This window comes from Deinococcus alpinitundrae, from assembly GCF_009982895.1.
GTDB lineage: Bacteria > Deinococcota > Deinococci > Deinococcales > Deinococcaceae > Deinococcus > Deinococcus alpinitundrae.
Map to the genome: position 1 here is coordinate 15,315 of NZ_WXZL01000011.1, position 18,371 is coordinate 33,685.

The following is an 18,371-nucleotide window of genomic DNA, read 5'->3' on the forward strand; positions in this document are numbered from 1 at the left end:
CATCGAGTGTCTGGGGCCAGGCTTGAGAGCAGGGCAATTGCTCAGGTCTTGCGGCGCTTGCGCAGACGCTCCATCGCGGCGTCGAGGCTCAGGCGCATGCGCTCCAGCGCCTGGGCCAGATCGCCCACCTCGTCGTTGGCTTCGGCCTTCACCGACTGGCTCAGGTCCCCGAGGCTGATGGCGTCGGCAGCCGTCACCAGACGCTCGATCGGCTGCACGATGCGCCGCGCCGCGCGGGCGGCGAGCGCCGCACCCAGCAGCATGGCCAGCAGGCCCGCCGCCAGCAGGGTCAGCAAGGTGTTGCGAAGCTGGGTCTGGGCCGAGTCGATCGGCACGCCGACGGCAATGCGGTAGAGCAGGGTATTGGCGCTCTTCTCGTTGGCGCCGCGCGTTTCGCGGCTGCCGTCGGGCTTGGTGTAGACCCCGATGCGCTCCACCTGGAAGTTGCGGTTGCCGATAGTCTGGTTGTCGGGGTTATTGACGGCCCGCTTGAGCACTGCCGCTGGCTCGGAGTCCTGCGCGCCCACGCTGACGAGCTGCTGAAGCTGGGCGTTGTAGAGCTGCGCCGGGGTGTCGTTTTGCACGAACACGCCGCTTGATGGGTTGGCCTTGACCCAGGTGCCCACCCGCTCGCCCAGCACCGCGTCGAGGCCCGGCGACTGGCTGCGGAAGAAGGTGGTGCCGTCCGGCAACTCGACTTGCACGAAGCCCACCGACTGGCGGTTGAGCAAAGTGCCGAGCTGCTGGTTGACGGTGTTCTGGTCGGTGGTGTTGAGGACCGATCCCACGGCGGCGGCGATGGTTGCCGCACTCGTCGAGATCAGCGAGCGCTGTGAGGAGGTCAGCACGATGCTCAGGGTGCCCAGGGTCAGCACCGTGTAGACGGCCAACGGCGTCACCGAGGCGACGGTCAGGCGGCGCAGCAGCGGCTGGCGGCGGCCCAGCGGCGTGTCGCGCTCACTGGACTGCATGATCAGTTCCGGTGCTTGATCGGCAGCTTTCGGCGCAGCAGGCGTGTCGGTGATGGTGAGCGCCCCGGTGAAATCCGCCCAACTGTCGGCGGGCGCGGCGTCTACGCTGCTGGCCAGGCCAAGGGTTTGCGAGCCGGACAGCTCGGCGCTGGCGGGCAGACCGGACAGCTGGGACGCAGGCAGTTCGGAAACGGCAGCTGCCGAGGCTTGCTGTTCGGGGAAGCTGGCCTGGCTGCCGGGGACGGGTGCAAAGAGATTGCCGGAAGCGTCAGCCGCTTCAGGCTTGAAGGCGGGTGCGGCCAACTGGTCCCAGAAATCGTCGCCCACCGGGGCCAGCGGTGCGGGCGATCCTGCCGTGGGGGAGACGGCCGAGGTCACGGCCAGGCCAGGATCGGCGCGGGCCACCATCACCGGGCTGTCGAGGGTAGCGACGCGCTGATCGCGGCCTGGCGGCGTTACCACCTGGCCGAACTCGGTGGCGTGCAGGTCGGTTCGGTTGATCGGCAGCGAGGTGGGCACGCGGCCCAATTCCAGAGGCGCGGCAGGCACCGCATCCGGCAACTCGGCGGTCTCGGCCACCTGTTCCAGGCGCACCTGAGCGTTGACTTCCTTGAAGATCTCCAGCAGCACGGTGGCCCGCTCGCGCCCGGTGGGCTTCATCAGGCGGCCGCCCCGGCGGGTCGCCAGCTTGCGGGCCTGGTCGGCGGAGAGCTGAAAGCGGGTGGAGAGGGCCTGCTGGAGCTGGGCCTGCTGCTCTTCCGGAACGGCCTGTTCGATCACGACGGTGTACTTCATGCTGACTCCCCTGAATCACTTCGCTGCGCGGTGGCGGTTGGGCTGTTGGTGGAATAATGTATGGCGGTTAAGGTGTCAAAACGCTCAGCCCTATGGCTGCCAGGAACCGGAGTGGGTGCCCCGGTCCGCTTCCCTGTGGGCCAGTGCAAGGTCGCGCTCATACGATCTCCCGCGCCCGCAGTTGCCTGGCGAAGGCCTGACGCTGGGTGTCTTCGAGTTCCTGGGCAATGGCGCGCAGCAGGGCCGATAGGCGCGCGGGCGCAGGCAACTCGTCGAGGGCGTCCTCGACCATCACACGGCCCATCGGCCCGACGCAGGCCATCAGCGCCGCACTCACCTCGACGAAGAGCCGGTCGTCGACGAGCTGCTCCTGGCGCTGGGCACGTGCGGCATATTGTTCGGCCAGCGAGAGCGCTTCCTGAACCTGGGGGTCGTTGCCCAGGCGCTGCGGATTGTCTGCCAGCGCGTCGAGCACGCGCCATAGGGTAAAGGGTAAGGGAGTCTGATCGGTAACGCCGCTGGGCCAGGACATGGTCACACCAGATCACCTGCTCCCGAGGCGATCCAGATCGGCGAGGCTTGCAGCTCGGCGAGCGGCAGTGCCCGCAGCCGCAGCCGCAGCCGCCGCAAGGTGGCCTCGAAGACCGCCAACAGGGCGTCGCGCAGTTCGGTCACGTTGAGATCCGGCAGCGCCTGCACCGAAAGCTGGTCGAGCCACACCTCGCGGGCGAACGGATCGAGCACCGGGTGGCGCTCGGCGAGTTCGGCAGCCGAGCTGCGCCACACGTCGGCGACAGTGCTGCTCTGCGTTGCCGTCATGGTCAGGACCTGCGACCAGAACTGCACCAGTTCCGGCGTTCTGAGCTGTTGCGGCGCGTTGAGCTTGTAGACGACGCCGCCCACCGGCAGGCTGCCTGCCACCGGTCTGCCGGACTGCCAGAAACTGATGACCGAGCCGCGCTCGCCGCCGAGCAGCGCGCCGGAAAAGCCGCTGCTGGCCAGTTGCGTCTGGGCAGCGGGCCAGGCTTCGCTGACGGCCTCAGGCTGGGCGTTGCGGCACTGCCAGGCGGTGATCGCGGTGGACGGCTCCAGCACCGAGAGCTGTATGGTGGCGCGCGAGAACGCCAGCATGAACTCGCCGAGGCTCAGGTCGGTTGTCTGATCGAAGCCGCCGAGTACGGCCCCCGTGTTCCACATCATCCGGCCCTGGCGTCCGTCCTGACGCGCTTCGAGCACCGCGCTGAGCAGGGGACGCTGCTCGATGTCGGCGCACACCTCGCTCCAGGGATAGTGATCGGTAGACAGCAAGTAGAGCGGCTGGCGGCTGGGAAGCGGAAGCCAGAAACGCGCGCTGCGGATAGTGGGGGAAGGAATGGTCATCACGGCTGCGGTTATCAGACGCCTTTGTCTCTTACACACCGCTTACTCATATGAAATTTTCTTCATTTCTTGGCAGACTTTGTAACCTTCATCGCAACTACACCCGGCCCGGCTCTGCCCTCCACCACGCTGAAAGCCGCTATGCTGGGCAGCGCATGCTTCGTCTCGCTCCTATACTGCTGTGCGCTTTGCTGTGCGGCTGCCGCTACAACTTCATTCCGGTAATTCCCGCTCCGGTGCAGGTGGCCCTGCCGCTCAGAATCACCCAGGCGACCTTGCAGCGCCGGGGCGACGCGCTTGCCCTGTCAGCGCAGGTGGACGGCCCCATGCAGGCCGATTACCTCAGCGTGGTGTGGTTTGCCGGTGACCGCGAACTGGGGCGCGACAGCCGCTACCTCGACGCCCAGCACCGCAGCGCCGAATTCGAGTTGCCCGCCGCTGCAAAGGCCGATTACCGGGCCATGCTGCTTTACGGCGGGGCGCTGCTGCGTCAGCTTGATCTGCGCGAATTGAACAGCTTGAAATGAGTGGGACCTTCGCGCGGCCAGGTGACGGCCCAGCGGGTTACTGAAACAGCGGCAGATGCCCCAGCGCCGTGACTTCTTCTCGCTCCTGGCCCTCGGTAAACACCGCCACCACCGCCGCAACCTCGCCGCCGACTTCCTCAATGATCTGGCGCAGGCTGGCCAGGGTGCCGCCGCTTGACACTACGTCGTCCACGATGGCGACCTTGTGGCCTTTGATTTTCGGCACGTCGAAGCCGTCGAGCACCAGCAGTTGCGGCTTGCCGGTGGTGATGCTGACCACCTCGCGCGCCACCGGCTCGACCATGTACGGCTTGACGGTCTTGCGAACGACGACGTAGGGCAGCCCCGACTCGCGGCTGATGACGTGCGCCAGCCCCAGCGCCTTGACTTCCGGCGTGACCAGCACGTCCACGCCCTCGGGGATCATCTGGGCCAGCGCCTTGCCTGCCGCCTCGGTGACCTCGGTGTCGCCGAGCATGTTGAAAAGAGCGATGCTGACGCCCGGCGCGACCTCGACGACGGGCAACTCGCGTGTGACCGTGCCCACCTGCACCGGGTGAATGCGGCGCTGGCTGGCTGAAGACGTGCCCGGCGCGGCTGACTGATCTGCATTGTTCACGGCTGCGCATTGTAGCGAAAACCGGCTGGGGGTGGTGCGGGGCCAGCGGCAGAGATGAAAACCGGGGAAGCGGGCGTGGTGGCCTGACTTCCCCGTCTCTCGTTTCCTTGTTGCGCCCCTCAGCCTGCGCAGGGCGTCTTGACGATCTCTTCCTCGCTGAGATGAAGATCGGCCCAGTCGCTGATGGCCCCGATGACCCGCTGAAGTTCTTGTCCGGCAGGCGTCAGGGTATAGATGCTGCGGGCCAGCTTGCCCTGGGCTTCCTGGTCGGTGGCCTTGCTGATGATGCCGAGCGTTTCCAGACCTTCCAGCCGCTGGGTCAAGGTGGCGCTGTTGCACCCGCCGATGGCCCGTGAAAGCTCATTGAACCCCTTGGGACCGGCCAGGAGCGAGCGCACGATATGCAGCACCCACTTTTCTTGCAACACGCCGATGGCCCGGTAGACCGGACAAAAGATGCCGTGCTGTTCCTGAATCATGCTAGAAGTATACACGCCCTTCGTCTTCAAATTGCTAGGCTCGACACACTACTTGACTTTTCAAACCAGTTGGTTTAGTCTTGTTCCATGACCGCCACACAGATCAAGCCCAGCAGCGTCAGAGAAGCCATCGAAACCCGCCGCAGCATCCGCAAGTTCGTGCAGGAGCCGCTCGATCAAGCTGATTTGCGCGAGATCCTGCGCTTGGCCAGCCTCGCGCCCAGCGCCAACAATGTGCAAACCTGGCGCGTTGCCGTGATTCAGAATCCCGACCTACAGACCAAATTGCAGGAAGCGTCGTACAACCAGGGGCAGGTCACCAGCGCGCCTGCCGTGCTGGTCGTCTACAGCGACATGGAAGACGCCCTGAACACCATCGAGCAGACTCTGCCCTCCAGCATGAGCGAGGAGGAGCGCCAGACCCGCGCCGAGGGGTTTCGCAAGAACTTCGCCGGAATGGACGTGGCGCAGCGGGGTCAGTGGGGACTGGCACAGGCCAACATCGCCTTCGGGTTCCTGATGCTGGCCGCCCGCAGCTTGGACTACGACACCGTGCCGATGCTCGGCTTCCAGCCTGACAAGGTCAAAGAACTGCTCGGCCTGCCGGAGCACGTGCAGTTTGCTGGCCTGCTGCCCCTCGGCAAGCGTGCCGAGGACGGCTTCCCGCACCACCGCCACGCCATCGAGCGCGTCGCCACCTTCTACTGAGCTTCAGGTTCTGAGACTGGCCCTGCCCGCGTGGTGGGGCTTTTGCGTTGGACGCTCCCAGCTGACCTCACTGCTGATTTAATGAGGCGGGAGTCTGACGGTGCCGAGCATGTACTGACCGAGCGCCTGAATCGCGCTGTAAAACTGATCGAACTCCACCGGTTTGACGATGTAGCTGCTGGCGTGGTTCTGGTAGCTGCGCAAGATGTCTTCCTCGGCCTGCGAAGTGGTGAGCACCACCACCGGAATGGTGCGCAGGGCCGGGTCGTCTTTGAGTTCGGCCAGCACTTCCAGGCCGTTCTTGCGCGGCATATTGATGTCAAGCAAGATCACGTCGGGACGCGGCGACGCGCCGAACTCGCCCTCGCGGCGCAGGATCTGCATGGCCTCCACGCCGTCTCGGGCGACCTGCATGATGGTGGGCAGGTTGGCGTCGAGAAACGCTTCCTGGGTCAGGATCACGTCCGGCTCATTGTCCTCGACTAGCAGAATCTGAATGGGAGCGTGACTGGGCATCTTCACAGAGTCTAGAGCTTTTGGCTGGCCGGGTCGGCAGATGGTGGATGTTCCGGGGTTCATTCTGCTTCCGCCGGGCTGGTGCGCCGCCCAGCTCGGGTCGGTTCAGCGTGGGCCAGTTTAGTGTGATACTGCTGGGCCGCCGCCGCGATCTTCAAGCCGCGCCGGTTGGGCAGCGGGTGCGGGTGAACGCCTGACTTACCGCTCAGGCCCAGGCTATAGAGCGTGCCGAGAATCTCCGGGCGGTGGCCTAGGTCGACGCCGCCCGCTTGCCATGTCTCCAGCGTCTGCCGCACCCGGGCAGCTACCAGCGACGACGCGGTCTGCGGGTCGAGCAGCAGCCGGATCTGGTCCTGCGGGTGGGCGGGCAGCCGGATCAGGCCGCTGTGGGCGAGCTCATGCAGGGTGGCGGGTTTCATCTGGGCATGGCCCAGGCTGTGGGTGCCGAGCGGGCGGCGTAGTAGTGTTTCAGTCAGTTGGATCAGGCGCTCGGCGGGTCGCCGGGACAGGGCGCAGATCAGCTGTGCCCAGTGGTGCTGGAGCTGGTCGGCCAGGCCCCAGCGTGCCGCCTCGTCGGCGAGAATGGCGGCGATCAGCCCGGCGTCTACCTGGTAGCGGCGGGCCGCCAGTGTCAGGGCCGGGTTCGAGGCGTCGCGGCGGGTCTGGAAGTGGGCGCGAGTGTCGAAGGCGATGTTCATGCCCTGAGCTTGCCGCAGCCGCGTGCAGGTTTCGTCATCCAAAGGTCAAGATGCGGCTCAGATCAGCAGCGGTGTGCCCAGGTGACGCGCCACCATCGCCGCCGCACCGCTTCGTCTGGAGCAACTGCAGGCCATCCGAGCGCGGCGGCGATCGCCTCGGCCAAGTCGTGCACTGTTTTGCCCAACGTGTTGAGATAGCGGCAAAATTGTGGAGCTAAAAGTGAGCGCAGGCGACCTTCCACCTGCCGACCAGTCCAGGAATCACGGTCCTCCACCTCCAGGCGCTGGCGCAAGCGTTCCCGGACCACGTCGGGCGGAGCCGGTAAGGTGAAGTGCCGACGGTCCAGCCCACGTTCCATCCATCCGTTCATGACGGCCCGAACCGCGCCGAATCGCTGAGCGTCATCGGCACGATCACGGGGCCAGCTGCCAGCTGCAGCGCCTCGGCCAGTGCGTCCACCAAGAACGGAACCCATAGAGGGTGCGCCTGAAAATCGGCGTGGCGCTGCTCGGACGGTGTCAGTCGGCGCAGTGCGTGGCCGATAGGAAACTGCCGGGCCAGCGGGCGTGCAGGGCGTGGGGCGTGTGCGTCTTGCCCACGCCGCAGGGGCGTTGATCCAGACGACGGGCGGCATGCCCTCAGCTTCACTTTCGGCGGTGTGTTCCGGCTGACAGGCAGCGCGGCGCGGACGTGGCACCCTGCGAGGCAGAGCGGCACAGGAGAGGAGGAGACGAGATGACACTGAGCGTCGGGGATCAGGTGAAGTGGAAGAGTCACGGCGGCGAGGCACGCGGCAAGATCGTGTAGGTGGCCCACGCGGATGGCCAGGTCAGCGGCTTTCACTATCAGGCCAGCAAAGACGACCCGCGCTATATCGTGGAACTGGAAGGCGGCAAACAGGTGGCGCACACGGCGGACGCGCTCAGCAAAATTCAGTAGTGGCCCATTGGAACCTGATTTCAGGGCGATGACTGCTTCCTTGCAGTGGCCTTCCTGTGCGAGCGAGCAGTTGGAGTCCCAGGACCAGGCATACGGACACCAATGAAGCCGAACACGAGGTCCGTTGCTCTTTTATGTGAAGAGCATTCTTCGCGATTTGGAACAGCCCTGAATCCGAACCAAATCACCCCGTGTTGCGCACGCCCGCCGCGATCCCCTGCACGCTTAACAGCAGCGGGCGCTCGTAGGTGTCCAGGCCGTTTTCCTCGGCCCTGGAGCGGCGCAGCAGCTCCACCTGAATGCGGTGAATCGGGTCGATGTAGGGGTTGCGCAGGGCGATGCTCTGCTTGAGGCGCGGCTCGCCTGCCAGCAACTCGCCGCCGATGACCGCCTCCACCAGCCGCACCGCCTCCGCGTAAGCGTGCTGAAGCCGCCCAGCCAGCTCGGTTCCGGCCCCGCCCAGCGACAGGTAATCGTCGAAAATCTGCGGATCGCTTTTCGCCAGTGCCATCTGGGCGTTGTCCAACACGCTGCGGAAAAAGGGCCACTGCTGATACATCTCGCGCGCCAGCTCCGGCCCGATGTGCCCGATCGCTTCCGGCAGCCCGTACCAGCCCGGCAAATTGGCGCGGTTCTGGGTCCAGCTCATGACCCAGGGAATGGCCCGCAAATTGCTCAGGGTGGGCGCGCCGGGCCGCCGCACCGGGCGCGAGGCGATGTTCAGCCGCGAGATCTCGTGAATGGGCGTCACGGCCTCGAAGAAGGGCAGGAAGTGCTCATCCTCGACCAAGGCGCGGTAGGTGCGGGCGCTGACCTCGCTGGCCCCGGTCAGGGCGTCGGTCCAGGTGGCAGGCAAGTCGGCCTGGGGGCGCGCTGCCGAGAGCAGCAGGCCGTAGAGCGCTTGCTCCAGGTTGCGGTGGGCCAGCACCGGATGGCTGTACTTGTCGGCCAGTGCCTCGCCCTGCTCGGTGATGCGCAGTCCCGCGTCGATGGTTCCGGCAGGCTGCCCCAGAATGGCCCGCGAGGCCGGGCCGCCGCCGCGTCCGATGCTGGTGCCGCGCCCGTGAAAAAAGCGCCACGGCACGTTCGAGCGCTGGCACACTGCGCTGATCTGACGCTGCGCCTCGTGCAAGGCCCAGTTGGCCGCCAGAAAGCCCGCATCCTTGTTGGAATCCGAATAGCCCAGCATGATTTCCTGCACGTCGCTGCCCAGCACGGCGCGGTATTCGGGCAGTGAGAGCAGTTCCCACATCACGCTGGGCGCGCGCTGCAAGTCGCCCAGCGTTTCGAACAGCGGCACCGGCAAAATCCGGAAGCCCACCTCGCGGGCCAGCAGCAGCGGCTCCAGAATGTCGCTCACCGACTCGCTCATGCTGATGATGTAGCGCCCGAAGGCGCGCGGCCCGACCTTCTCGACGGCTTGCTGCACTTCCCGGATCGGCCCGATGGTGCGCTCCAGTTCTTCGGTGAAGGGCATTCCGGCGGGCCACAGCGGGCGGCGCGACTGCAGTTCGGCGCTCAGCACGTCGAGTTTGGCGTGCTCGGGCAGGTCAAGGTAGTTCTCCGAAACGCCCGCGCCGCGCAGCAGCTCGGCCACCGCCGCGCCGGTGAGCTGGCTGTGCTCGCGCACGTCGAGGCTCACCAGATGCTGCCCGAAGGTGCGTGCCACCGTCAGCAGCGGGGTCAGCAGCTGATCGGCGCTGCGAACCTGGCCGTCCTGGCGCAGCCGGGCGTCGAGCGCTTCCAGGCTGGGCAGCAGCGCCACCGGCTGACCGTCGCGCACGGCATTATGCAAATCGCGCAGGGTCCGGCGGTAGGCTTCCTCGCCGCTGCTCTCCTGACTGAGATCGGCGTAGGTCTGGCGGATGTGGGTCAGCAAGAGCTCGCGGGCGCGTTCGCGGTGCAGCTCCAGCGTTTCGCGGGTCGCTTCCGGGGTCACGAAGGGGTTGCCGTCACGGTCGCCACCCATCCAGGAGCTGAAACTCAGCGGCAGTCGGGCGTCGCTGTGCCGTCCGTAGACATGCACGAAGGCCCGCTCCAGATCGCGCTGCAACCTCGGCAGGGCCTGGGCGATCACCGGCAGGTAACTCAGCCCGCCCTTGACCTCGTCTTGCACGGTGGGCTTGAGGCGGCGCAGTTCCGGCGTGGACCACATCGCCTCGATGTGCGCCGCCACGCGCAGGGTGGCTTCCTCGGTCAGGTCGAGGTGGCCGAGTTCGGGAATGCTCCCGGCCACCTCGACCAGATGGTTGCGCACGGTGCGCCGCCGCATCTCGGTGGGATGGGCGGTAAAGGTCAGGCCCAGGCTGACCCGGCTGATCAGCGCTTCGACCTGCTCGGCGCTCAGGCCCAGCGCCTTGAGGTCGCCGAGTGCCCGTTCCAGGCTCTGTGAGCGCACGCCCTTGGTGTCCGACAAGGAGCGCACCCGCTCATACTCCTCGGCCAGATTGACCAGCTGGAAGTACCAGGTAAAGGCCCGCAGCAGGTTCTCGGCGTCGTCGGTGCCGAGTCCGGCGATGAGCGCTTGAAGCTGCGCCGAACCCTCGCCGCCGCGTGCCCGGCGCACCAGCGCCCGCACTTCCTCGACCAGATTGAAGAAGTCTTCGCCTTCCTGCTCCCTGAGCACCTGTCCCAGCGTGCGGCCCAGCAGATTCACGTCTTCACGAATGCCCATGTATGGTCTCCTTTGAGGTGCGGGTCCGGTTGGAAGGCGGGTGGGTGGTGTGGGAAATGGTGGGTGTAACAAGGGGACGGCACCACTGCCCACTCATCCTTCACCACTGCTTTCTTCGAAGTGGTAGCGCTCGATCCGCACGGCCCTGCCGCCCTCGATGTCCAGCCAGACGCCGTTGAGTTCGGCGGGGCCTTCGCGCACCCCGAAACGGTGGGGGCGCTCGGTCACGAATTTTTGCAGCGGGCCTGCCGGGTCGGCCCCGATGATGCTGTGCATCGGCCCGGTGAAGCCCGCGTCGGTCTGGAAGGCGGTGCCGAGCGGCAGGATGCGGCCATCGGCGGTGGGCACGTGGGTATGGGTACCGATCACGGCGGCGACCCGCCCGTCGAGATGCCACCCCAGCGCCGCCTTCTCACTGGTGGCCTCGGCGTGAAAGTCCACGAAGACGCTGCCGAGATCCGGCTGGGTCAGCAGGTCGTCCATCGCCAGAAAGGGATTTTGCACCGCTTCCATAAACACCCGCCCCAGCACATTGACCACCGTGAGGCGCTCGCCGTTCACCGTGAAGGTGTTCCAGCCGCGCCCCGGCGTGCCCGTTGGCAGGTTGAGGGGCCGAATCAGCCGGGGATCGTCCAGCAGACCGTAGACCTCCCGGTGGTGCCAGGCGTGGTTGCCCAGCGTCACGGCGTCCGCGCCTGCTGAGACGATCAGCTCGAACGATTCGCGGTTGAGGCCGAAGCCCCCGGCGGCGTTCTCGCCGTTGACGACGATGAAGTCGGCCCGGTCACGCAGCGTCGGCAACTGAGCGGCCAGCACCCGCCTGCCGGGCCTGCCGTACACGTCTCCCACGAAGAGTACCCGCAACATGGCGCTCACTCTAGCGGCTTAGCGTACTCGGCACGTCAATTCGTTTACGCCGCACTGGCCCCGGATCACTTCCCCGGGTGGTGCCCCACTGAACAGGGGGACGTGCAGCGCGGACCGGACTCTCTTTACCGGCCCCGACTTTAAAGTAGAATGAAGAGGTGAATGTTCTGGCGATTTCAGCAGGGTCCGCGTTGCCAGGGCCTGGTGTGGGTTGAGCGGTCCGTTTCGCCGGTTTCCATTCAACGATTATCTGGACGCCAGCGAGCAGATTACGCCGCCTGCCCGTCCGGCCGTTGAGGAAGACCGCCGCGAAATCGAGGCCGATGACGGCGAGTTGCTGCGCTGCCTGCCCTCGGCACTTTTTCTGCTCGATCAGGCAGGCATTCTGGTGCGGGTTGGGGGCAACTGGCAGGGCGTCACCGGGCTGCTGCCCGAGCACGTGCTGGGCCGCCCGCTGCACCAGTTCATCAAGCTGCCGCAAAGCAGCCATCCACGCGGCCTCTACGCTGAGAGCGGGGTCTGCGAGGAAGCGTCCATCGGGCGCGGCGGACTGTCGCGGCGGGTCAGGATCGTCTGGCAGCGCGGTGAGACGCGGGTGGCGGGCAGTCTGGAGCAGCCTGGCCTGGCCGCCCGCGAAGCGTATGAGCGCAGCGAGCGGCTGCGGCGAGCCGAGGAAGCCCTGGAGCAGACCATTGCCTGCCTGGGCACCACCCTCGACCCGGTGCAGGGCCAGCACGTCGTGCGAATGATGTCGTACGCCGCCCGGCTCGGTGAGATCTACGGCCTCGACGAGCCGGGCCTGCGGTCCGTGCGTTGGGGCGCGGCCCTGCACGATGTTGGCAAGGCCCGTGTGCCGCAGGACATCCTGAACAAGCACGGTCCACTGAGCGCCGATGAGTTCGACGTGGTCGTGCAGCATCCGGTATGGGGCGCGGAGATTCTGGAGCGGCTGGAATTTCTGCCGGACGCGGCCCGCCAGGCCGTGCTGCACCACCATGAGCGCTGGGATGGTCAGGGCTATCCGGCGGGCTTGCTCGCGGAGCGCATTCCCACTGCGGCGCGCATCGTCATGATCGCCGACGTATTCGACGCCCTGACGAGTAACCGCTCGTACAAGGATGCCTGGACGCCCGAGGCCGCCGGGGCGTTCTTGCTGCGCGAATCGGGCCGCGCCTTCGATCCCAATCTGGTGCGGCTCTTTCTGGAGCGGGTGCTCGATCTGGGTTACCTTTATCAGGACGCAGAGGACGAGACGGGCGAAGCGGACCCAACTTAGGCTTGCCGCCCGACCTGATGCTTTTGTTCCATTGTGCCTAGCCAACTGCTTCCGGCCCAAGGCGCGCCTCTACCGACGTTGCTCAGCGGATGATCCGGGCCGGTTCGATGTTGGCTGCCCGCCGGGCTGGAAGCAGCGCGGCCAGCAGGGTGGTCGAGAGGCCCAGCGCGTTGACCCACATCAGGTCGCTGAGCCTGACCTGTACTGGCAGCGCCGTGATGAAGTACAAATCGCCGGGAATCTGAAAGGGCCGCCAGGTGAAATACAAGCTGATCAAGAGGCCCAGCAGGTTGCCGAGCAGCAATCCCGCCGCGCCGAGTGCTGCGCCCTGCCAGACGAACGCCCAAATGATGTGCTGCCGCGACGCGCCCATCGCCCGTAGAATGGCAATTTCCTGGGTCTTCTCGAAAACGGTCAGGGTGAGCACGTTGGCGATGCCGAAGGCGGCCACGATGACGATCAGGAAGACCACGAAGCCGATGACCTGTTTTTGCAGTCTGAGTTGATCGAGCAGCGAGCCGTAGAGGTCCTGCCATGGCAAGCTGCTGTACGGCAGCGCCTGGCTGAGCGTTTCGCCCACCTGCGGCGCGAGGTCGGGGTCGCCCAGCCGCACCTGATAGCCGTTGATGTGGGTGGTGCCCTGAAGTTGTTGTAGGGTCGCGAGCGGCACGAAAGCGTAGGCGCTGTCGATCAGGTAATTGCCGCTGCGGAAGATGCCCGCGACCTTGAGCGTGCTGCGGCGCTGGGTGCTGCCGACCAGCAGCCGCAACTCCTGGCCCTGAAAGGCCCCCAGACTCTGCGCCAAGGCGCTGCCCAGCAGCACATGACCGGGTTTGAGGTCCGAGAGCAGGCGGCTTTCATCGGCGGGCAGGGCCAGCACCTTTCCGGCTTCAGCGGTCACCCCGAAGAGGGTGGCGAAATCCAGGCCTGCACTGCGTCCTTCTGAAGCTGGTCGAGTCAGCAAGCCCTTGTCGGCCAGAAACGGCATGAAGGCGGTGACTGCCTGGTTGTCTTTGAGTGCTCGCTCCATCTGGGGGTCGAGGCCGCCCGGCGAGAAGCGGGTCAGGCTGAGATGGGGGCTGGCGCGCAGGGTCGCTTGCACCAGCGCGCCGGTAAAGCCGTTGGTCAGACTCAGGGCGGCGATCAGCACCATGACGCCCACTGCGATTCCCAGCACGGTGCTGAGGTTCTGGGTGCGCCGCCGCCGCAGATGGGCGCGGGCCAGCGTCAGGGACAAAGAGGGAGCCGCCACGTCTGGGCGAGGATAGCAGAAGACCGCCGCGCCGGGCCGGGTGTCCGGGGCGCGGCGCAAAGAGGTTCAAAATAAAAATTTGAGGCCCAGCCGCCCTCGCAGGCCAGCGCCGTTGGCCGTGCCCTTGCTGCTGAACGGGCTGCGGTAATCAATCTCGGCGCTGGCCGCGATGCTATCGGTGAGCAGATACTCGCTGCCTAGGGCCAGCAGGACGGCGTAATCGGTGGCTGTCTTGACCGGAGGCTGAACGCCGTTGACCGGTGTGGTCGGGGTGCTGGACACCGATGCGCTGCTGGTCAGACCCAGGCCGGCGCCCAGGTAGGGCCGCAGCTTGCCGCCGAGCTGGGGGCGGTAGAGCAGCAGCGCATCGACCGAAAGTGCGCCCGAACTCGTCACGTAGTCCACCGCTGCCTGCGCGCCGAACGAGCCGAAGACCTGTGAGCTGCCCACCACGATGCCGTAGGCTGTGCCTCCGCCGCTCAGTGAGGGCGCAATGCTGACCCCAGCGTAGAGGCGACTGGAGAGTGGGGCGACCGGCGGGGTCGGCGGCGTGATCGGAGCGGGTGGGGCGGTGGGCGCGGCTATATTGGTCGCAGGGTTGGTCGTGGGCGCTGACTGGATCACCGGTGGTTGGGTGACGGGCGGCTGCTCCGTCGTTTGGTCTGTTGTTTGGGCGGCAGCCTGGCTGAGCAGGGCGAGCAGCAGGGCGGCAGTAAGCATGCGGGTCATAGGCAACCTCGGGATGAGAGCGTGGAGAGCGGGACGGTGGCGTTCAGCTTAGCGGTCAGGCGTGAGTATGAGGCACAAAAAAAATGCACGACAAAAAACCGGAGCGGCCCACCACCAGTGGCGAGCGCTCCGGTTCGAAAGGGGCATTCAATAAGCGAATGCGCCATCCGAGTTCAGAAAGTTTAGAAGTAGTACTTCAGGCCGATCTTGGCGGCGGGCGAGAAGGACTTGCTCGTGGTGTCCGTGGTGCTGGTGTTGTTGGTGCCAATGCCCTTGTTGCTGAGGTAATACTTGCCGTTGAACTCGCCGAAGGCGCTCAGGTTGCCGACAATCTTGTAGTCGGCCCCGATGATACCGTTGACGTAGTAGTCGTTGGCCTTGGTGCTGTCAATGTCACTCACGGCGCTGCTGCTCAGACCGAAGCCCACGCCGACGTAAGGCGACAGGCGACCCGCGCCGAGCGAGTACATGGCGTTGACGTCGGCCTGGATGGCCTGGGTCTGGGGCACGTAGTCTACGTTGGCGCGCAGGCCCAGTCCGAACAGGACCTTACTGGCTCCCACGGTTGCGCCGAAGCTGCTGACAAACGGCACGTCCTTGCCGAAGAGGCTACCCTGCGCGCCGCTAAAGGTCGCGCTGGTGCTGATGCCCGCGTACAGACCGCTGTTGCTCTGGTCGTCGGCCATCATGGTCATGCTGGTGTCGGGCGCAACGTCACCGATCACCACGGTGGTGGAGGGAGTGGCCGGGGTGGTGGTCACGGTGCTGTTGGTGGTCGTGGTGCTGGTGCTGCGGGCTTCCAGGGCGGCCACGCGGGCCGTCAGGGCGTCCACATTGGCGGTGGGACCTGCTGGGCCGGCCGGACCCTGGGGACCTACCGGGCCCGCCGGGCCGACGTCGCCCGCCGGACCCTGGGGACCTACTGCGCCCGCCGGGCCTGCGGGACCCGCTTCGCCTGCCGGTCCAGTCTCGCCCGCTGGGATGTTCTGAACGGCCTGCTCCAGCGCGTCAATACGGGCGCTCATCTCGTCGCTGCTGCTCGAAGCTGAGGCGTCGCCCATGGCGGCAATCTGGTCTTCCAGCGCCGCGATGCGGTCCTGCTGGGCCGTCGAAGCGGTTTCCAGATCATCCACGCGGCTGCTCACGGCGGCCAGCTCGGTCGACACGTCCTGCATGCCCTTGGTGATGGTCGCCAAGTCTTCGGCGCTCAGGCCACCGGTCGCTGCGGGCTGGGCAGCGGCGCTCAGTGCACCGGTCTGGAGCAGGCGAGCGAAGATCAGGGCCGCCTGGTAGCGCGTCAGGTTCTCGTTGCCACGGAAAGTGCCGTCAGGGAAGCCCTGGATCAGGCCACGCTGGACAATCAGATCGACGGCGTCTTTGGCCCAGTGGCCCGCCGGAATGTCGGTGAAGTTGGTCACGGTAGCGCTGGTCACCGGGGCGGTGTCTTGTGCGCTGGCCACGCCCAGGGCAAGGGCCATCGTCGCAGCAATCGTCAAAATCTTTTTCATAGCGTTCTCCTAGTGACTCGTCGTGGCTTCATGCCTTACGGCTCACGATCTCGTCTTCTACCGTAGGCAGCTTCCGTGAGCGGCCTATGAACGGGGCGACAAGGCAGGTTGACTGTGACTTTGCTTAAGGTTGGCCGTTGTGGTGGTTTCTGACCTTCTTTCCCTTGGTGTGGCCGAGACACTTTTGTCTGTGAGTACTTCTAGTGCTGACTGAGTGCTTGTTTTTGGCATTTCCGATGAGAAAATGAAGGCCTTCTTGAACCTGACTGAAGATGTGAAAAGACCCCCGGTGCCTGTCATGCTTTCGTCTGGTCCGGCAGCCTGCCGGAGTTCACAAATCGGATTCACGCCGCCGCTGTGAGAAGATGAGCGGCATGCTTGACGAACTTGAATTCACCACCTTGACCCTCGATCAGCACGGCGATCTGGCGGTGCTGACCATCAACCGCCCGCAGGCCCTCAACGCGCTGAGCGGCGAAGTGATGAGCGAACTGGTCGAGGCCATCGAGGCCGTCGCCGAAACCGCCGAGGTCGCAGCCCTAATTATCACCGGGGGCGGCGGCAAGGCCTTTGTGGCCGGGGCCGACATCGCCGAACTCAGCCGTCTGGACGGGGTCTATGCCGGGCGCGAGACGTCGCTCTCGGGCCAGAATGTGATGCATGAGATCGCCTCGCTGCCGTTTCCGACGATTGCGGCCATTGACGGTTACGCACTGGGCGGCGGTTTGGAACTGGCGCTGGCCTGTGACGTGCGGATCGCCTCGCCGCGTGCCAAGCTGGGCCTGCCGGAAGTGACACTGGGCCTAATTCCCGGCTACGGCGGCACTCAGCGCCTGCCGCGCCTGATCGGGCCGGGCCGGGCGCTCGACATGATGTTGACCGGGCGTCAGGTCGGGGCCGAGGAAGCGTTGCAGATGGGCCTGGTCAATTATCTGGCCGAGAACCCGCTCGAAAAAGCCCGCGAGGTGGCCCAGCAGATGACCAGGAATGCCCCGATTGCCCTATCGCTGGTCAAGGAAGCGGTGCGGCGCGGGCTCAACGGCTCTCTGGAAGAAGGACTGGAAATAGAGGCCGACCTGTTCGGCATGGCCGCCGCGACCGCCGACTTCAAGGAAGGCACGGCGGCGTTTCTGGCCAAGCGCAAGGCCGATTTTCAGGGCGAATAAGCCCGCCCCGGTTCGGCTGACGCTGAGCTGAACTGGGGCAAGCAAAGTGGCGGCGGTCAACGTAAGAGCCGTCAGAAAACAACCTGTCCCTGACCGCTAGAGTTCGGGGGCAGGCTGTTCCGTTTCCCTGCATTCTTTCCGCTGGTGCCCTGCCACAACTCTGTTTTGCCTCACCCCTGAGGAGCCGAAATGACCGACCAGAAATTTACCCTGAACGTCAGCGGCGGCGCGCTGCACGACGTGGCCACCCGCCGCCAGACGGCTGGCCGAACGGTGGAATTCGCCACGCCCCGCGCCAAGCTGATCGAGGAGGCCGATCGGGCCATTCGCGCCGACCTCGCCCAGTACCCGCGCGCCCTGGCCGCCTACGACGCCCTGCAAGGCGACCCCGAAGCGCTGGCCGACTGGGACATGGCCAATTACATCACCATGCGTAAGCTCGGCTACAACGATCACGGGCGAGTCCACGCCTTCATCACCGGGGCGGCCAGCTTAGCGATTCTCGAACTGCTGCTGGAAGGCGGGGTGCGCCCGGACATCCTGGAGAGCGGCATCGGTGACACGGACGACGTGTACCTCAGCGTCATTCTCGGCACCATGCTGCACGACATCGGCAACCAGATTCACCGCGCCTCGCACGAGCAGCACGGCGTGATGCTGGCCCTGCCGATCATCAACCGCATTCTGGAGCCGGTTTATCCGGACGTGTTCAAGCGCACCAAGATTCGCAGCATCATCCTCGGCTGCATCAATTGCCACGACCTCAACCCGCCGCCGCTGACCATCGAGGCGGGGATCACGGCGGTGGCCGACGGCACCGACATCACCAAGGGACGCGGGCGCAAGGCCTTTGCGCTGGGCAGCGTGGACATTCACTCGATCAGTGCTCTGGCCGTCGATCAGGTCGTCATCGAGCGCGGCCTGAACAAGCCGGTGCGCATCGATGTGACCATGAACAATTCCGGCGGCATCTTTCAGGTCGAAGAAGTGCTGGCTCCCAAGGTCATCCGCACGCCGCTGAGCAGGTACGTGGAACTGCACGCCCGCACCCGTCCGCAGGGCGACGAGCAGATCGTCAGCCGGGTGCGTCTCGACGGTGACCATTTCGTAATGGATCTAGACAGCGGCGAGACGGTGGCCGTGGAGGTGCATGACAGCCAGCTCGAAGCCGTGCAGGCGGTGGCAGAGTCGCTCGACGTGGGCGTGCAGAGCCGCTAGAGGGAATTGTGGGCAATGGTGGGTGGTGACAGGCGATTCCCCCTCGCC

The 18,371-nt window shown here is 65.7% G+C and carries 19 protein-coding genes; 6 read left to right on the plus strand and 13 right to left on the minus strand.

The genetic code is table 11. The features are described from left to right. Positions 1-41 precede the first annotated feature (41 nt). The 3 genes from GUI70_RS11690 to GUI70_RS11700 all read right to left on the minus strand — a co-directional run bounded on the left by GUI70_RS11690 (position 42) and on the right by GUI70_RS11700 (position 3,146). Complete coding sequence (locus GUI70_RS11690) at positions 42-1,766, minus strand: HAMP domain-containing protein (RefSeq protein ID WP_161882498.1); 1,725 nt, start codon at positions 1,764-1,766, stop codon at positions 42-44. Between the two features lie 157 nt (positions 1,767-1,923). Continuing rightward, positions 1,924-2,298 (minus strand): DUF8082 domain-containing protein, encoded by a 375-nt coding sequence (locus GUI70_RS11695; RefSeq protein ID WP_161882499.1) that lies wholly within the window; start codon positions 2,296-2,298, stop codon positions 1,924-1,926. 2 nt (positions 2,299-2,300) lie between these two features. Then, the gene (locus GUI70_RS11700) at positions 2,301-3,146 is read right to left on the minus strand and encodes a hypothetical protein (protein ID WP_161882500.1); all 846 of its coding nucleotides are present in this window, start codon (positions 3,144-3,146) and stop codon (positions 2,301-2,303) included. A 155-nt stretch (positions 3,147-3,301) separates the two neighbouring features. On the opposite strand from GUI70_RS11700, the gene GUI70_RS11705 reads away from it, so the two are divergent. Beyond that, the gene (locus GUI70_RS11705) at positions 3,302-3,673 is read left to right on the plus strand and encodes a hypothetical protein (protein ID WP_161882501.1); all 372 of its coding nucleotides are present in this window, start codon (positions 3,302-3,304) and stop codon (positions 3,671-3,673) included. 37 nt (positions 3,674-3,710) lie between these two features. Here the strand turns inward: GUI70_RS11705 and GUI70_RS11710 are convergent, their stop codons facing one another. Together GUI70_RS11710 and GUI70_RS11715 are read right to left on the minus strand one after the other, a co-directional pair. Next, positions 3,711-4,292 carry a phosphoribosyltransferase family protein gene (locus tag GUI70_RS11710; protein WP_438503486.1) on the minus strand — a complete coding sequence of 194 codons (582 nt, stop codon included), beginning with the start codon at positions 4,290-4,292 and terminating at the stop codon, positions 3,711-3,713. Positions 4,293-4,411: 119 nt separating this feature from the next. After that, the gene (locus tag GUI70_RS11715; protein ID WP_161882502.1) at positions 4,412-4,771 is read right to left on the minus strand and encodes a winged helix-turn-helix transcriptional regulator; all 360 of its coding nucleotides are present in this window, start codon (positions 4,769-4,771) and stop codon (positions 4,412-4,414) included. Positions 4,772-4,858: 87 nt separating this feature from the next. Here GUI70_RS11715 and GUI70_RS11720 point away from each other — a divergent pair, with 87 nt between their 5' ends. Then, the gene (locus GUI70_RS11720; RefSeq protein WP_161882503.1) at positions 4,859-5,479 is read left to right on the plus strand and encodes a nitroreductase family protein; all 621 of its coding nucleotides are present in this window, start codon (positions 4,859-4,861) and stop codon (positions 5,477-5,479) included. A gap of 78 nt (positions 5,480-5,557) precedes the next feature. Here GUI70_RS11720 and GUI70_RS11725 read toward each other — a convergent pair whose 3' ends face one another. The 3 genes from GUI70_RS11725 to GUI70_RS11735 all read right to left on the minus strand — a co-directional run bounded on the left by GUI70_RS11725 (position 5,558) and on the right by GUI70_RS11735 (position 7,064). Further along, the gene (locus GUI70_RS11725) at positions 5,558-5,995 is read right to left on the minus strand and encodes a response regulator (RefSeq protein ID WP_161882504.1); all 438 of its coding nucleotides are present in this window, start codon (positions 5,993-5,995) and stop codon (positions 5,558-5,560) included. Between the two features lie 59 nt (positions 5,996-6,054). Beyond that, a complete protein-coding gene (locus GUI70_RS11730; RefSeq protein WP_161882505.1) occupies positions 6,055-6,693 on the minus strand; it encodes a DUF1402 family protein in 639 nt (212 codons plus the stop codon). A gap of 62 nt (positions 6,694-6,755) precedes the next feature. Continuing rightward, positions 6,756-7,064 (minus strand): hypothetical protein, encoded by a 309-nt coding sequence (locus tag GUI70_RS11735; RefSeq protein ID WP_161882506.1) that lies wholly within the window; start codon positions 7,062-7,064, stop codon positions 6,756-6,758. Between the two features lie 437 nt (positions 7,065-7,501). On the opposite strand from GUI70_RS11735, the gene GUI70_RS24330 reads away from it, so the two are divergent. Then, entirely contained in the window at positions 7,502-7,633 is a 132-nt protein-coding gene (locus GUI70_RS24330; RefSeq protein WP_237724858.1) for an HVA1 family protein, read from the plus strand. A gap of 184 nt (positions 7,634-7,817) precedes the next feature. On the opposite strand, the gene GUI70_RS11745 is transcribed toward GUI70_RS24330, so the two are convergent. Next, positions 7,818-10,307, minus strand: coding sequence for a phosphoenolpyruvate carboxylase (locus tag GUI70_RS11745; RefSeq protein WP_161882507.1), 2,490 nt, complete (start codon positions 10,305-10,307; stop codon positions 7,818-7,820). Between the two features lie 93 nt (positions 10,308-10,400). Next, on the minus strand, positions 10,401-11,174 hold the full coding sequence (locus GUI70_RS11750; protein WP_161882508.1) for a TIGR00282 family metallophosphoesterase: 774 nt from the start codon (positions 11,172-11,174) through the stop codon (positions 10,401-10,403). 211 nt (positions 11,175-11,385) lie between these two features. Between GUI70_RS11750 and GUI70_RS11755 the strand changes: the two genes are divergently transcribed. After that, positions 11,386-12,450 carry an HD-GYP domain-containing protein gene (locus GUI70_RS11755; protein WP_161882509.1) on the plus strand — a complete coding sequence of 355 codons (1,065 nt, stop codon included), beginning with the start codon at positions 11,386-11,388 and terminating at the stop codon, positions 12,448-12,450. Positions 12,451-12,532: 82 nt separating this feature from the next. Here GUI70_RS11755 and GUI70_RS11760 read toward each other — a convergent pair whose 3' ends face one another. The 3 genes from GUI70_RS11760 to GUI70_RS11770 form a co-directional block, all read right to left on the minus strand. Beyond that, a complete protein-coding gene (locus GUI70_RS11760) occupies positions 12,533-13,702 on the minus strand; it encodes an FtsX-like permease family protein (RefSeq protein ID WP_237724859.1) in 1,170 nt (389 codons plus the stop codon). Between the two features lie 66 nt (positions 13,703-13,768). Beyond that, on the minus strand, positions 13,769-14,431 hold the full coding sequence (locus GUI70_RS11765) for a hypothetical protein (protein WP_161882510.1): 663 nt from the start codon (positions 14,429-14,431) through the stop codon (positions 13,769-13,771). A gap of 182 nt (positions 14,432-14,613) precedes the next feature. Then, the gene (locus GUI70_RS11770; RefSeq protein ID WP_161882511.1) at positions 14,614-15,939 is read right to left on the minus strand and encodes a collagen-like triple helix repeat-containing protein; all 1,326 of its coding nucleotides are present in this window, start codon (positions 15,937-15,939) and stop codon (positions 14,614-14,616) included. A gap of 374 nt (positions 15,940-16,313) precedes the next feature. Between GUI70_RS11770 and GUI70_RS11775 the strand changes: the two genes are divergently transcribed. Beyond that, on the plus strand, positions 16,314-17,105 hold the full coding sequence (locus GUI70_RS11775) for an enoyl-CoA hydratase/isomerase family protein (RefSeq protein WP_161882512.1): 792 nt from the start codon (positions 16,314-16,316) through the stop codon (positions 17,103-17,105). 189 nt (positions 17,106-17,294) lie between these two features. After that, complete coding sequence (locus GUI70_RS11780) at positions 17,295-18,323, plus strand: phosphohydrolase (protein WP_161882513.1); 1,029 nt, start codon at positions 17,295-17,297, stop codon at positions 18,321-18,323. Positions 18,324-18,371 lie beyond the last annotated feature (48 nt).